A 14,869-nucleotide genomic window follows, 5' to 3' on the forward strand; every position below is an offset into this window, starting at 1 on the left:
CGCCGTGGCGCGCCGCGCCGCTAACGCAAACCGGCCGTTACTTTGGCTACCCAAAGTGACCCTTCCGAAACCCATGCGTCCGTTTTTCTTCCTGTCCGTGTTGCTCTGCCTGGCCGGCTGCGACCAGAAATCTACCTCGCAGCAGGAAGCCGCCCCGCCCCAGACAACGCCGGCGCCGCCCGCGCCCGCCGCCATCGCCCCGCCGCGCCCGCTGGCCTTTGCCGATACGGCTGCTCCGTACACCACGCTCCCCGGCTTTTTCGATTCGGTGAAGGTGGCCCCGCAGGTACGCATCAACGGCACCGTGTTTCGCCTCCAAACCACGGCCCAGACCGACAGCACCCGCCCGCTACGCTACGCCTTGCCGCCCACCGCTTACGTGGACGGCTCAACCGATGATTCCACCCAAAGCAACGTCGTTACCGGCTTTGAAGGCACCTACACCTTCCGGCTGTTGCGGCCCGATGGCAAACCCCAGTTCGTGCAAAAGCTCCTAAAATCAGCCTTTGGGGCAGCCGTTGGGAAGGACATGGCAGTGGAAGCGGCGGCGATGCCTCCGGTGTTTTCGGGCTACTTGCCGGCCTTCAACGCCCTGGCATTCGAGTTGAGCTTTTACCCCCCGGACAGCGATGCCGGCGGCGAGTTACTCCTGCTCCTGGACGCCACTACCGGGCGCGTCATCCACAAGGAGCTGGCGCGTTGGATGTCGGGTTGCAACTCGGAAACAGCGCTTTCCCCGAATGGTCGCACGCTGCTTACCAGCACCGAAATTCTGCAATCCAACGGCCGGAGCACCGAAATCGATAACATACCCGGCCGTGAGGTAGCGGGCACCTTGCTGGTGAACGACCAAACGGTGCTGGTGGCTTACACGGGCGGGTACGACAACAAAGGCGAACACCTTCCACTAAAGGGACCCAATGCCGAATTGATGAACTTGAACGGGCGCCGCCTGGCAGCCTTCAACCTGGAAAGCATAGACGGCGGCCTCGGCTCCCGCATGCTCTCCAAGTACGTAGGGCAAACCCGCAGCCACTACCTCTTCGACGAAGCCAATGGCAAAGTGGGAATCATCTCGGCGGAGAAGCCCGTTCCGGCGCGCATTCTAAAGTTGAGTCAAATACCCATTTTTCGCGCGCCGCTCCGCCCCACAGAAGTACGCATTCACTTTGCTATCGAAACGGGCACCCGGGCTGCTTTTTATATTGACACCGTGAGCGGCAACCTGCGCCAGCGCGTCAGCAAGCCCAGCTATTAAGCTGCCACCGGCGCTACCTGCTTCCTCTTAATCCCTCCTGCCGCGTGCTGCAACGAAACTGGCATTACCTGCTGCTGCTGTTCCTCTTATTTGATTTCGGGTACTCGTTCTGGCACTACCTGCAGTTTCCGCTCGACGGTGACCTGGCGCCCGTGGTGTGGCCCAGCGAGCCCTATACGCCAGTGCTGCACGACCCGTTTGGGCTGGGGCCGCTGCTGCGCCAGGAGCGGTACCCGGCGCCCAACCGCTTCTTTGCCCATTACTTTCTCTTCGCCTACTTCCGGCACGTGCCGCTGTGGCTGCACCCGGTGCTGAGCCCACTCAATAGCCTGTACGCAGCCTGCGCGCTGCTGAAGCTGGCCGTGCACGGCCTGCTGGTGTACGTGCTGGCGGTAGCCATCAGCAACCAGCGCAATGTGCTGAGCCCGGGGTTTCTGCTCGCGGCCGCACTGGTGGCACCGCTGTTTCAAACGGCCGGCTTCAACAGCCAGATGGGGGTAGTTGACGCGTCGATTACCTACACCGGGTTTTACGCCTTATCCATGAGCCTGCTGCTGCTGTTCTTCCTGCCGTTTCTGCGGGCGGCGCTGCACGGCGAGCCGCTGCGGGTGTCGTGGCTGAGCTACGTAGGGCTGCTGGGCCTAGCGGTGGTGCTGGCGTTTCATGGCACCGCGGCTTCGTCCACGGGGCTGGTCGTTTGCCCGGCCGTGCTGCTGCTGAGTTGGTACCGCGCCTTTTCCCTGCTCCCGGCCAACGGTTCGGTACTAACCCGGTCCCGCCAGGCATTGGGCCAGCTGCCGCGGCCGCTGCTGGTGTTTGGGCTGTTCAGCGCATTTTGTCTGTATTCGATGTATGTCGGACTCTACAACCTGGAAAACGACTGGTCGACGCTGCCCATAGCCCAGCGCTACGGGCGGCTGCCGCTGGGCGTGTACTACCAGCTCACGGGCAAGCTCGGCTTTCCGATGCTGCTGGTCCTACTGCTGTCCAGTGCCTACCTCATCAGCCGCCAGCCCCGCACGCCCGCCAGTACTCGGGTGCGCACGGCGCTGAAATGGGCGGCATTGTTTGCGCTGGCGTACGTGCTGCTGCTGCCGCTGGGCGGCTACCGCGCCTACCGCGAATACATCCTGCGCCGCGACAGTATTTTGCCCGTTACCCTGGTCCTTATCGGCTGTTTTGGCCTGACGGCTCACTACCTGCTCACCCACTTGCCAAAGCCGGCCCGGTGGCGCTACGCGGCGCTAGTGGGCGTGGGCTTGGGCATCTTCACGTTCACCGACCGCTACAAAAGCAGCCAGGGCAATGCCTGCGAGCGGGACTTGTTTGCCCGGCTGGCGCAGTCGCCCGCCCCCATTGTGCAACTGCCCGCCACCTGCACCATGATGGACTGGCAGCCGCTCACCGACTACCGAAAATCCGAGCTCAACGGCTGGATGCTGCACTATTGGGGCATCACCAAAACGCCCAAGCTTTATTATCAGCAATAAGCCGGGCCTAGCGGGCCACGCTCACGCGCCAGATGCGGTCGGCGGCATCGTCGGCCACTAGCATGGAGCCGTCGGGCAATACGGTGACGCCCACGGGGCGCCCGTAGGCATTTTTCGAGTCGCCGCCGGCCAGAAAGCCCGTGAGAAAATCCTCGGGCGGACCGCTGGGCTTGCCATTGGCAAAGGGCACGAACACGACTTTGTAGCCCGAAAAAGCCGAGCGGTTCCAGGAGCCGTGCTGGCCGATGAAGGCGCCGTTGTGGTACTTGGCGGGGAAAGCCGTTTGGTCATAGAAAGCCAACCCCAGCGAGGCCGTGTGCGCACCCAGGGGTACTTCGGGCACCAAGGTTTTCTGCACCAAATCCGGCCGCTCGCCCTTGCGGCGCGGGTCTTCGTTTTGGCCAAAATAGGCGTAGGGCCAGCCGTAAAAGCCGCCTTCGCGTACGCTGGTCAGGTAGTCGGGCACCAGCTCATCGCCGAGCTCGTCGCGCTCGTTCACGGCCGTCCAGAGGGTGTTGGTGCCGGGGGCCCAGTCCATGCCCACGGGGTTGCGCAGGCCGGCGGCGTAGATTTTCTCCCCGCTGCCATCGGGATTAATTTGCAGGATGTTGGCCCGGCGCACTTCGTTTTCGGGTCCGTTTTCCTGCACGTTGCTGCCCGAGCCCACACTCACGTAAATCTTCGACCCGTCGGCATTGGCCAGCAGGTTGCGGGTCCAGTGGTTGTTGTAACCGCCGGCGGGCAGGCCGAGGATTTTCTGGCCTTCGCCCGTGATTCTGGTAGCGCCCGGCTGGTACGGAAAGCGCAGCACACCGTCGGTATTGGCCACGTAGAAAAAATTACCCAGCACCAACATTCCGAAGGGCTGGTTCAGGCCGGCGGCAAAGGTGGTGCGCACATCGGGCCGGCCGTCCTTATTCGTATCCCGGAAAAGGGTGATGCGATTGGCGCTGCTTGGCCGCAACGACTTGGATTTGTCCAGATTCAGCTTGGCCACTACTTTCCTGGGCGTGGTGGTGGGCACGGTGCTCGACTCGGCCACCAGCACGTCGCCATTCGGCGTCACGTATATCCAGCGCGGGCTTTGCATCTCGGCGGCGTATTCGGCCACCACGAAGCCCGCGGGGGCCGTTGGCGTTTTGCCGGCGGGCCAGGGCTCGATGTTGACGCGGTTGGACACCGACTTGGTGGTGTAGGGCGCGGGCAAGCGCAGGGAATCGACGGCGGGCGTGGTCACGGTTTGGGCCGGCGTGGTAGCCGCCGCCGCTTGCTTTTCCTGCTTGCTGGGGCCGCCACACGCGACCAGGAGCCCAAGGCCGGCCAGCAGCAAATTAGTTTTATGCGTCATTCGGGGAAGTAATAGCGAAGCCAATGCACGAAGCCCAGTGAGCAAGCCCGCGGCTTACCGTAGTACTTATCCCCTCAAAAATTGGTTGCCGCCCGCAGTTGCCGGCCCCTACTCCGCTAGCAGTCCTTGCTCGCGCAGCCAGTCAAAAATCAGCTGGTCCACGGCCGATACCTCGGGCCGGTGGCGGTAGGTGAGCCACACCACTTCTTCGATTTCGGCGGCGGCTTGCAGCGTGCCCGTGTAGCGGGCGCGGTAGCAGGTCATGCGCACCAGCACGCCGGCGGGGTGGCCATGGGCCGGGGCTTCAAACGTGCTGACGTATGCCAGGCTGGCCGGGTCGAGGGCCACAGTCAGTTCTTCGTTGATTTCGCGTAGCAGGGTCTGCTGGTCGGTTTCGCCGGCCTCGCGCTTGCCGCCGGGGATGTAGTACCGGTCTTTGCCGCGGCTGCGGGTGCTCAGCAGGTGGCCGTTGTGCAGGTGCAGCCAGGCAATTTTGTCAATCATGCAGCAGGGTAACGAAATTCATGAGCCCCACGTTTGAAAGCGTTTTCTACGCTCCAGGTTTACGAAGCTGTCGGCGGCGCCGGGAATGGAAGTTGAAACGGGGTCAAGACGCCTTGTTTTGGCAGCCATCTGCAACGCTGCTGGCCGGCCCAAATTGGGCTGCGCCTACGCTCGCTGGCACCCCTGCGGCCCGATTTGCTTACTTTGTGCGGCCAAAGCGTGGGCGCACGCATGCCCGGCGCACCGGCACCAGCTTGCGAACAACTTGGCCCGTTTCATCTCTTCCCTGAACTCGTCCTTAACTAGACAAATTTTTAATTACCAGTGTTTTGCATAAGATAAAACATGATTTAATAATACATGAATAGTAGGTTCCCGGTGGTGTTGCCGACCAACGCCTCCTTTGTGCAAAAGACGTTGTGCGTCCTCCTTTTCGTCCTTCTGGCGGGGTTGAGGCCCGTTGCGGCGCAGTCTGCGGCGGGCGGGGTAAGCACTGTCGGCACGGAAGTGGTGCGCATCGGCGTGTTGCCGGACAATAACTATTCCTGGGAACGAATCCGGACCGATACCTCCCTGGTATTTGCGCAATCCGACTCGCTTTTTCCGGCGCGGGCCTACCGATATTGGCTTAAAATAGAAGCCATTAACCGGAGCCGCTACGCCGAAGCCACCCGGCTGACGGTGTTGCCCAACATCGACAACACCCTTTTCTATTTCAACGAAGATGCCCAGGCCTGGATTAGCCAGCGGGCCGGCCTAGCAGTGGCCACCGACACCAAACGGATGAAAGGGCGGCTGCCGCTGCTGGTGCAGGGCCGCTCCACCGCTATTTTTTACGTGCTGGTGAATCTGGGCCGGAAAGCGGCGCTGCCCCCGGCGATTTCCGTGCGGGCGGATTTGGAAAAAGAATCGGCCGCGCAGGAAACAGAGCGCTATTTCAGTATAGCGTGGGCGGTGTCGGTGGCGGTGCTGCTGCTGCTGCTACTCACCAACCTGCACGTTTACGCCCGCTCACGGGACCGCACCACCTTGTATTATATCTGCACTCAGGTGGGCGCGGCGCTGTATATCACGGCATACCGCGGCTTTTTTCGGGTCCTTTTTCCGGCTCCGGTCTTTAGCATGGTTGTTTTGCCCTCCGGCATCACCTACGCCTACACGCTGAACAATGTGCTGATGCACCTGAGCGTGGTGCTGCTGCTCATGGGCTTCGTGCAGATGACCCGCGCCTACCTGCCCACACGGGCCCGGCTGCCGCGGCTGGATGCCGGGTTGCGCTACGCGCTGGGGGGCTACGTGGCGTTCACCGTGGTGGTGGGACTGGTCAATACCACCGGATTTCACCTAAACAACTACACCCTGCTGCTCGACAACATTCTGGTGCTGGGGGTGCTGAGCCTCTTGCTGGTCACGACCGTGGTAGCCTACCTGCGCCGGCTGCCGTTGGCCCGCATTTACTTGCTAGCCAATGTATTGCCGCTGCTTTTTATAATCAGCGTGGCCGTGCATCACGTAGTACTGGGCTTCAACAACGATGGCAGCTTATTGCTGCCCGACCTGGCGGTGGTATCGCACGCGCTGTGTTTTTCGGCCGCCATCAGCATTCGCCTCCAAAACCTGCAACGCAGCCTGCTGACCAAAGAGCAGGAGGCCCATCACCTGGCCCTCGATATCCGGCAGAAGGAGCTGCGGAACCGGGAAATAGCCTGGGAAAACCAACAAATCCAGGTGGCCTTCGGAAGAATGGAGCGGCGGCAGAAGGCCAGCGAGCTAGAAACCCAACAGCTGAGCGTGGACATCCAGCAGCAGCAATCCTCCAACCAAGACTTGCAGGAAAAGCTGGAAACCAACCAGCGCGAGCTGGCCTCCACCACCCTGTATGTGGCCCAGAAAAACGCCCTGCTGGCCGAGCTCAAGCTGCAGATTGAGGAGATGAACGCGCAGAATCCGCACAAGCAAAAGGAGCTGTCCGGCATCAAATCCATTCTGCAAACCAACCTGTACCTCGACGACGACTGGACCCGTTTTAAGCTACACTTCGAGCAGGTGCACCCGCGCTTTTTCGAAGAGCTGCAAGCCAAGTACCCGGCCCTGACCAAAAACGAGCTGCGGCTGTATAGCTATTTCCACATCAATCTTTCGACCAAGGAAATTGCCGCCCTCCTGAACATCGACCCGGCCAGCGTGCGCCGGGCCAAAACCAGGCTCTATAAAAAGATTGCCGCGGCCAACAACGAGCCCGGCTTGGCCCCGCCCGATGAGGAGGCCGACGCGCAGCTGGCGGAAGCCTAGCGCCCCCAATACCCCGTGTTTGGCCCGTGGGGCCGCGCCCAGCGGCCTGACTCCCGACCGACCAGCCCGGAATCAGGCCGCTGGGCGCGGCCGTGTGCCAGAAAATTAACGCGCTTTCATACAAGGTGTTGCACAGGGTGTACACACTTTGTCTACGCTCTGTTTTAGGGAATTGGTCCTGCTAAGCCGGACTATTGCTGCACGTAGCAAGTGTCGTCCACTCATCGCCGTTGCCCTCGCGCATCTACTAACTCGGCATCAGCTCCACGGGGGGCTGGGCGGCCGCGCCGGAGCCAGAGGTTGGCCCTCGGCTCCGGCGCGGAGGCCATGTGGCGGGCAACATTTTTTAATGAGTTGGGATGAGCAGCCGGCCAGTGCTAGGCGCTTTCGCTGCTACTGCCTTTCCTGTATTCTCCTCCACACCTTTATGCTAAACCGCTACTTCCTGGCCCTACTGGCCGCCCTCCTCTTGCTGGTTGCGGCGCCCCGCTTGGCCCACGCCCAGACCACGCCCACCGGCGCCGTCGGCATTGGCACCACCGTCCCCGATGCCTCAGCCGTGCTCGATGTGAGCAGCACCAGCAAGGGCCTGCTGCCGCCCCGCCTGACGCAAACTCAGCGCGACGCCATTGCCAGCCCTGCGGCGGGCCTCACCGTTTACAACACCAGCACCAACAAGCTGAACATCTGGAACGGCTTGACTTGGGAAGAAAGCCTGACCTCCACCACTTACGCAACGACGGGGTCTGTCTTTACCACTCTCACCTACACCGGCGGGGTACAGGTGTACACGGTGCCGCCCGGCGTGACGACGCTGTTCCTAAACGCCTACGGGGCCCAGGGCGGCGCGGCCACGCCCGACGGCGGCACGGGCGGGCGCGGGGCGCGGGTGAAGGCCTCGCTCAGCGTGACGTCCGGCCAGGTGCTTTACGTGTATGTGGGCGGCCGGGGCAGCTCGGCGGCCACGCCCGGCGCCACAGGCTACAACGGCGGCGGCTTGGGCAGCTTTAGCAGCGCCAGCCAGACCGGCGGCGGTGGCGGCGGCGGGGCCACCGACATTCGGACCAGCGCCAGCGGCGCGGCCTTCACCGACCGCCTGCTGGTGGCGGCCGGTGGTGGGGGCGGCGGCTACGGGGCGGGCACTGCCGGCAACGGCGGCGCCGGCGGCGGCCCCAATGGCGGCGCGGGCGACAATGGCGGCGGGGCCGGGGCCACCCAGGCCGGCGGCTCCGCGCCGGGCCAGGGCGAGGCCAGCAGCAGCGACGGTGGCGGTGGTGGCGGCGGCTACTACGGCGGCTTTGCGGGCGCAAGCGCTTCGCAGGGCGGCGGCGGCGGCAGCTCGTGGATTACGTCGGCCAACGTCGGCTTCGCGTTTGTGGCCGGGCAGCAGGCCGGCGATGGTATGGTGCAAATCAGCGCGTCGCCGGTGGTGCCGGCCCCGGTGCTCGATGGCCGCAACTTCGTGAACGTGCCCGGCGACAACTTGGGCAGCCACCTCGCCACCCAGGACCTGGGCCTGCAGGATAACGCCCTCATCGGCACGGGCGCCAGCATAAATGGCGTGGGCGTGGGCGTGCGGGCCGATGGCGGCCTGAACCTGGGCCAGAACGGCCTGGGCAACAATCTGCTGCTGGGCTATCAGGCCGGTCAGGGACTGGCCCCGGATGCCGAGGCCAACACGGGCTTCCTCAACCAGCTCATCGGCTACCAGAGCGGGCAGGCCCTGGCGACCGGTACGGCCAACCTGTTCGTGGGCTACCAGAGCGGCTATACCAACACGGACGGCGTCGGCAACCAGTTTGTGGGCTTCCAAAGCGGCTATTCCAACACCACGGGCACTGGCAACCACTTCAGCGGCTACCACAGCGGCTACTCCAACACCGAGGGTTTTGCCAACCACTTCGACGGCGTGCGTAGCGGTTTTGCCAACACCACCGGCTACAACAACCAATACCTGGGCAACAACGCCGGCGCCCAGTCCACTACCGGCCGCCAGAATCTGTTTGTGGGTTACGGCAGCGGCCTGTTCAACGAAACCGGCAGCGACCTGACGGCCCTGGGCGCCAACAGCGGCCCCGACTACAACCGGATGGACCTGGAAAATGCCACGGCCCTGGGCGCCAACACGAAAGTAACCCGCAGCAACACCGTGGTGCTGGGCAACCAAGCCAGCGTGGGCATCGGCACCAGCGAGCCGGAAGAAAAGCTCCAGGTGGTGGGCACCATCTTCAGCAGCGCGGGCGGCTTCCGGTTCCCGGATGGCACCACCCAAACCACCGCCGCGGCCGCCGACAACCTGGGCAACCATACCGCCACCGAGTCCCTAAAGCTCAACGGCCACCCGCTCTCCAACAACGGCACCGGTGGCCTGACCGTGGACGATGCCGGCAACGTCGGCATTGGCACTACTGCCCCCAACAGTGCCCTCACGGTGGGCGGGGCCGTGGCTGTGCCCTACTTGATATCCACCACCGCGGCGGCCAACGTCACCGTCACCGACGCGCACCATACCGTGCGGGTCTCGAACGCGGCGGCCATCACGCTACCCAGCGCCGTGGGCCGGGCCGGGCGCGTCTACGTGCTGATTAATGCTCGCACCTCCAACGGCGGGGTGTTCGTGGTGTGCCGCGACAGCGAAACCATCACCGACGACACGGCCGACGCCACGGTCACGTCGCTGCGGCGTGGCGAGCGGATGACCATTCAAAGCGACGGCAGCAACTGGTTGGTGCTCAGCATGAACCGACTTGCCACAGCCATCATAACGCAGTAGCCGGCCAGCCCTGGCAACCCCGCGCCAGCAGGGCCACCGCACGGCCCCGCGCCGTCTTCTTCAATATCCTGCGCTTTTAGTCTTAATCCCGATGACACAGAAATACCTGCTTACTCCCCTGCTGGCGGGCCTGACGCTGCTCGCCGCCGCGCCCCTGGCCGCCCAGGCCCAGACCACGCCCACCGGCTCCGTGGGCATTGGCACTACCACGCCCAATGCCTCGGCCGCGCTTGATGTGAGCAGCAGCACCAAGGGCCTGCTCCCCCCTCGCATGACGCAGACCGGGCGCGACGCCATCCGGCCGGCGGCCACGGCGGCGGGCCTGACCATCTACAACACCAGCACCAACAAGCTCAACGTCTGGAACGGCACGGCCTGGACCGAGGCCGTCAGCGCCGTCGACCAGTTTGTGGGGCCAGCCAGCAGCGTCACCTTCGCCTACACCGGCAGCATGCAAACCTACACCGTGCCGGCCGGCGTCACCAGCCTGCAGGTGGAGGCGCGCGGGGCGGAGGGCGGCGCTAGTCGGGGCGACCGGTCGGGCAGCTACCCCGGCGGCTGGGGTGCCCGGGTGCAGGCTACTCTCACCGTGACGCCGGGCCAAGTGCTATACCTCTACGTGGGGGGCAAGGGCGAAACGGCTTTCTATGAGGGCAATACTGGCGGCGGCTTCAATGGCGGCGGCAATGGCGGCTACATCGGCTTGGGACCTAACCCGCCTCAGGGTGGCGGCGGTGGCGGTGGCGGGGCCAGCGACATTCGCACCAGCGCCAGCGGCGATACCTACGCCGACCGGCTCCTGACCGCTGCCGGCGGCGGCGGCGGCGGCGGGCGCGGCGGCGGGGGCGGGGGCGGCGCGCCCAACGGGGAAGATGGGCGGACCGACAATGTATCCCCACCGGGCGGGGCACCGGGCGCCGGGGCCACCCAAAGCAGCGGCAATGCTATTGGCAAGGGTGGCAACCACTTTCCCAACGAGTACGCCGCCGGGGGCGGGGGCGGCTACTGGGGCGGCAGCTTTGGCTCCCCCGACGATTTGTATTTCGCCTACGGCGGCGGCGGCGGCGGCGGCGGCAGCTCCTGGGTGACGCCCACCGGCGGCAGCAACGTGCAACTGACGGCCAGCTACAATACGGGCAATGGTGTGATTATCCTGACCTCGCCCAACTCCTACGCCGCCCCGGCCCTGGATGGCCGCAACTTCGTGAACGTGCCGGGCGACAACCTGGGCAACCACACCGCCACCCGGAACCTGGACCTGGCCGAGAAGCTTCTGGTGGGCAACGGTGGCAGTACTGGCCTGGCCATCGGCAGCGGCGGCAACGTGGGCATCGGCACGGCGGCCACCGAGAAGCTGCAAGTGGCCGGCACGGTGTACAGCAGCGTGGGCGGCTTCAAGTTCCCCGACGGCACCACCCAGACCACGGCGGCCGTCACGGCCACCGGGGCCGGCTTCATCCAGAATACTACCACCCAGCAGGCCGGCAGCAACTTCAACATCAGCGGCAGCGGCACCATCGGCGGCAACGGCACAGTGACGGGCAACAGCACCGTGGGCGGCACCAGCACGGTGACGGGCAATGCCTACGTGAACGGCGGGCTGGGCGTGATGCTCAACCAGCAGGACCGGCCGCTCATCACCCGCAGCTGGGATGCCTTTGGCTCGGGCAAATATCAGGGGGCCGGCCGCTGGGGCCTGTTCATGGAGTCGGAAGCCCTCACCTACGGGGTGCCGGCGCTGGCCAATAAACGGTTTCAGTGGGTAACGTATGGCGAGAGCTCCGGCATTGCCAGCACGCTGATGACGCTGAATCAGGCCGGCCAACTGGGCATCGGCACCACTGGCCCGGCTACCACGCTCGACGTGCGCACGACCGACGAAAACGCGGCCATCACGGTGGGCCGCACCGATGGCGTGTTTGGGGCACTATATCTGGGCAATGCCAACCACGGCCTGAAGCGCAACTACGCTACCGGCAACGACGTGGGCCTCTACACCACCAGCGGCACGCTCTACCTCTCGGCCAACGGTACCAGCACCGCGCAGTTTGCCTTGCTCAATGGGGGCAACGTGGGCATCGGTACCAACACTCCGGGCGAGAAGCTGGAAGTGAAAGACGGCAGCATCCGGCTCAGCACCACCACCCAGGCCATTGGGGTGGGCCTCAGCAACGGCAGCGGCTCCCTCAACCTGGGTCTGGCCCAGGGCGCCGGCAACTACTCTGACTTGGCCCGGCCCGGCGACGCCGTGCTGCGTACCAACGGCGGCAACCTGCTGCTGGCCGGCCGCGAGGGCGGTAATGTGCTTATCACGTCCGGGGCCGGCGGCAGCGAGGCCGAGCGCCTGCGCGTGACCAGCGCCGGCAACGTGGGCATCGGCACCAGCGACCCGCAGCAGAAGCTCGACGTGAACGGCAGCCTGCGCGTGCGCGGCCTGGCCGGCACCGGCAGCCGCCTGCCCGTGGTGCTGGCCGATGGCACCTTGGGCATCAACGCCCCGGTATACACCACCAGCACGCCCACGGCCACCACGCCCGCGGCAGCCGGCGAGGCCAGCACCGGCAACTTCCCCAACGGGGTAGCCGTGAGCGGGGCCACGGCCTACGTGGTCAACAACGAAAGCAATACGCTGCAGGTCTTTAACGTGGGTACTGCCGGTGCGCCCGTGGCCATTGGCTCGGTGGGCACGGGCGCGGCGCCCATCAGCGTGGAGGTGAGCGGCACCGTGGCCTACGTAGCCAACCAAGGCGGCTCGCTGCAACTCTTTGATGTGAGCAACCCCTACGCGCCGGCTTTGCTAAGCTCCATCGCTACGGGCAACAACACCTACGACGTGGCTTTGAGCGGCACCCGGGCCTACGTGGTGAACAACGACAGCCGCACCATGCAGGTCTTCGACGTGAGTAACCCCCGGGCGCCGGCCCTGCTAGGCGCCGCCAACACGGGCAATGCCCCCCAGACGGTGGCCGTGAGCGGCACCACGGTGTACGTGGCCAACGTGAGCAGCAGCAACGTCCAGATTTTCAACGCCAGCAACCCGGCCGCCATCAGCCTGGTGGGCACCATCGGCACCATCCAGTACCCCACCGGCCTCGCGGTCAGTGGCACCACGGTGTACGTGGTGGGCCACAACAGCACCAGCACCAGCGTCCTGCAGATTTTTAACGCCGGCAACCCCGGCTCACCCACCCAGCTAGGCAGCATCGGCACGACGATGGCGGCCAGCGACATGGCGCTGAGCGGCACCACGGCCTACGTCATCTGCGAAACCGGCAACGTGTTGCAGCTCTTTAATGTGAGCAACCCCAGTGCGCCTACCCTGCTCTCCACCTTGGGCACAAACCGGCCGTTTGGGGTGGCCGTGAGCGGCACCACGGCCTACGTGACCGATGCCGACAACGACAGGCTCCGGGTGTTTAGCGCGGCCAGCACCGGCCGGCCGGTGACGGTGAACCCCGACGGCTCGTTCTCGTCGGGCACCGCGCCCACGCTGAGCGTGAGCGGGTCGAGCCTGAGCATCAGCGGGGGCAACACGGTGCTGCTGCCGCTGGTAGCCGCCGGCCCCGGCCTGAGCAGTAGCACCAGCGGCAGCGTGACCACGCTGCGCCTGGGTCCCATTACCGCCGCCACCGACGTGCCGCTGGGCAGCAACCATCTCACGTTTTCCGGGTCGGGCAAGATTGGTATCGGTACCACCGGCCCCACGCAGGCCTTGGACGTGGAAGGGGGCATTATGGCCCGCTCGCAAAACCCCATCAGCCGCCAGGGGGCCTACCTGCAATGGAACCGTTCCAGCGGGGAGGGCGAAACCTGGCTCCTTAACCAAAAAGGCGGCGGCAACGAGTACGCGGGCGTCCGCTTCGGCAAGTCCGATGGGTTGAACAACGTGACAGAATGGGCGCGCTTCATCGACAACGGCAACCTGGGCCTGGGCACCTTCACGCCCGACGCCAAACTGGACATCGAGAGCAGCGCCGCCCAGCAGCTCATCCTCACCTCGACCAGTAACGACCCCACGGGGATGCTTACACTCAACTTTCCGGCCACCAACTCGGTCAGCAACACTTCCACAGAGTTGCTAATCTTCAACAAAGCCAACGTGGGTACCATTGGCGCCATCGGGGCCAACTTGGGCAACAACACGGTGTACTACAACACGGCTTCGGACCGGCGCCTGAAGGAGAACATTCGCCCCACCCACTACGGGCTGAGCGACCTGCTCAAGCTGCGGGTGCAGGACTACAACTTCATCGGCACGGCGGCCAGCAACCGCACCACCGGCTTCCTGGCCCAGGACCTGTTCCGGGTGTACCCCGAGGCCGTGACGCCCGGCGACGCGGGCGCCACGGTAAGCCGGGCCTGGGCAGTGGACTACGGCAAGCTCACGCCCCTGCTGGTGCAGGCCATCCAGGACCAGCAAAAGCTCATCGACCAGCAGCAGGCCGAAATCCAAGCGTTGAAGGCGCGCGCTGCCTCGGCCGAAACCAAAGCCGCCCAGGCCACGGCCGCCACCGAGAGCTTCGAGCAACGGCTGCGGGCGCTGGAAGCGGGCGTCACCCAGGACCGCAAGTAGGCTCGGATTCGTTTCGCAATGGCAACGCCTCCAGCCCTCGGGTTGGGGGCGCACTACTGGCCGGACCGGGGTTGGGCCGCGTGAAAATCGCCCGCGCAGCTAGGTTGGGCGCGGTCTTTTGCGAGAGCAGATAGTGTGCAAATAGCCGCCTGCCACCTGGTTTCGCTTTAATGCGGCCACTATGGGGTGGTCCAACCCCGGTCCGGCCAGTAGTGCGCCCTGGCCGCCCACGCGCCCGGTCTGGTCCCACCGAATGAGGCGTTTCGGGTGCCGCCAGCAGGGGATGATGGCTACCAACCTAACGCCTTTTGCTACTGTAGTCTGCTGCCGAAAGCAGCCATCCCATCCCAGTCATTTGCTGGAAATCTGAAATTAGTTTACTGATTTATAATGCATTATAAATTATGTACACACTTTGTCTACGCTGCATTTTAGGAAAAACCGCCTATTACACCGGACTATTGCCCCATGCTTCACTACCCGATAGTAACTGGTTCAGCGGCCGGGCCTTTCCCCGGTCCGATATCGACTCCGGCCCCGAAGCCGGCAGCGTCCGGCCGCCAGAGGACAGCCCGCGGCCGTGGGATGGCTGCAAAGAAGCCAGGTAGCCGCAGTGGCTGCCCGGCTGCCT

7 protein-coding genes are annotated in these 14,869 nt (G+C 64.6%); 5 read left to right on the forward strand and 2 right to left on the reverse strand.

What is annotated here, in order from left to right:
• Nucleotides 1–73 precede the first annotated feature (73 nt).
• Nucleotides 74–1,258 (forward strand): hypothetical protein, encoded by a 1,185-nt coding sequence (locus I2I05_RS06365; protein ID WP_196281380.1) that lies wholly within the window; start codon nt 74–76, stop codon nt 1,256–1,258.
• A gap of 44 nt (nt 1,259–1,302) precedes the next feature.
• Nucleotides 1,303–2,748, forward strand: a complete 1,446-nt coding sequence (locus tag I2I05_RS06370; RefSeq protein WP_196281381.1) for a hypothetical protein — start codon at nt 1,303–1,305, stop codon at nt 2,746–2,748.
• Nucleotides 2,749–2,755: 7 nt separating this feature from the next.
• Here I2I05_RS06370 and I2I05_RS06375 read toward each other — a convergent pair whose 3' ends face one another.
• Nucleotides 2,756–4,096 carry a PQQ-dependent sugar dehydrogenase gene (locus I2I05_RS06375; RefSeq protein ID WP_196281382.1) on the reverse strand — a complete coding sequence of 447 codons (1,341 nt, stop codon included), beginning with the start codon at nt 4,094–4,096 and terminating at the stop codon, nt 2,756–2,758.
• 108 nt (nt 4,097–4,204) lie between these two features.
• Complete coding sequence (locus I2I05_RS06380; RefSeq protein ID WP_196281383.1) at nt 4,205–4,600, reverse strand: NUDIX hydrolase; 396 nt, start codon at nt 4,598–4,600, stop codon at nt 4,205–4,207.
• A gap of 360 nt (nt 4,601–4,960) precedes the next feature.
• Here I2I05_RS06380 and I2I05_RS06385 point away from each other — a divergent pair, with 360 nt between their 5' ends.
• The 3 genes from I2I05_RS06385 to I2I05_RS06395 all read left to right on the forward strand — a co-directional run bounded on the left by I2I05_RS06385 (nt 4,961) and on the right by I2I05_RS06395 (nt 14,238).
• The gene (locus I2I05_RS06385; RefSeq protein ID WP_196281384.1) at nt 4,961–6,892 is read left to right on the forward strand and encodes a 7TM diverse intracellular signaling domain-containing protein; all 1,932 of its coding nucleotides are present in this window, start codon (nt 4,961–4,963) and stop codon (nt 6,890–6,892) included.
• A 427-nt stretch (nt 6,893–7,319) separates the two neighbouring features.
• Nucleotides 7,320–9,665 carry a glycine rich domain-containing protein gene (locus I2I05_RS06390; protein WP_196281385.1) on the forward strand — a complete coding sequence of 782 codons (2,346 nt, stop codon included), beginning with the start codon at nt 7,320–7,322 and terminating at the stop codon, nt 9,663–9,665.
• A gap of 91 nt (nt 9,666–9,756) precedes the next feature.
• On the forward strand, nt 9,757–14,238 hold the full coding sequence (locus tag I2I05_RS06395; protein WP_196281386.1) for a glycine-rich protein: 4,482 nt from the start codon (nt 9,757–9,759) through the stop codon (nt 14,236–14,238).
• The last annotated feature ends 631 nt before the right edge of the window (nt 14,239–14,869 follow it).

Source organism: Hymenobacter jeongseonensis (genome assembly GCF_015694725.1).
Taxonomy (GTDB): domain Bacteria; phylum Bacteroidota; class Bacteroidia; order Cytophagales; family Hymenobacteraceae; genus Hymenobacter; species Hymenobacter jeongseonensis.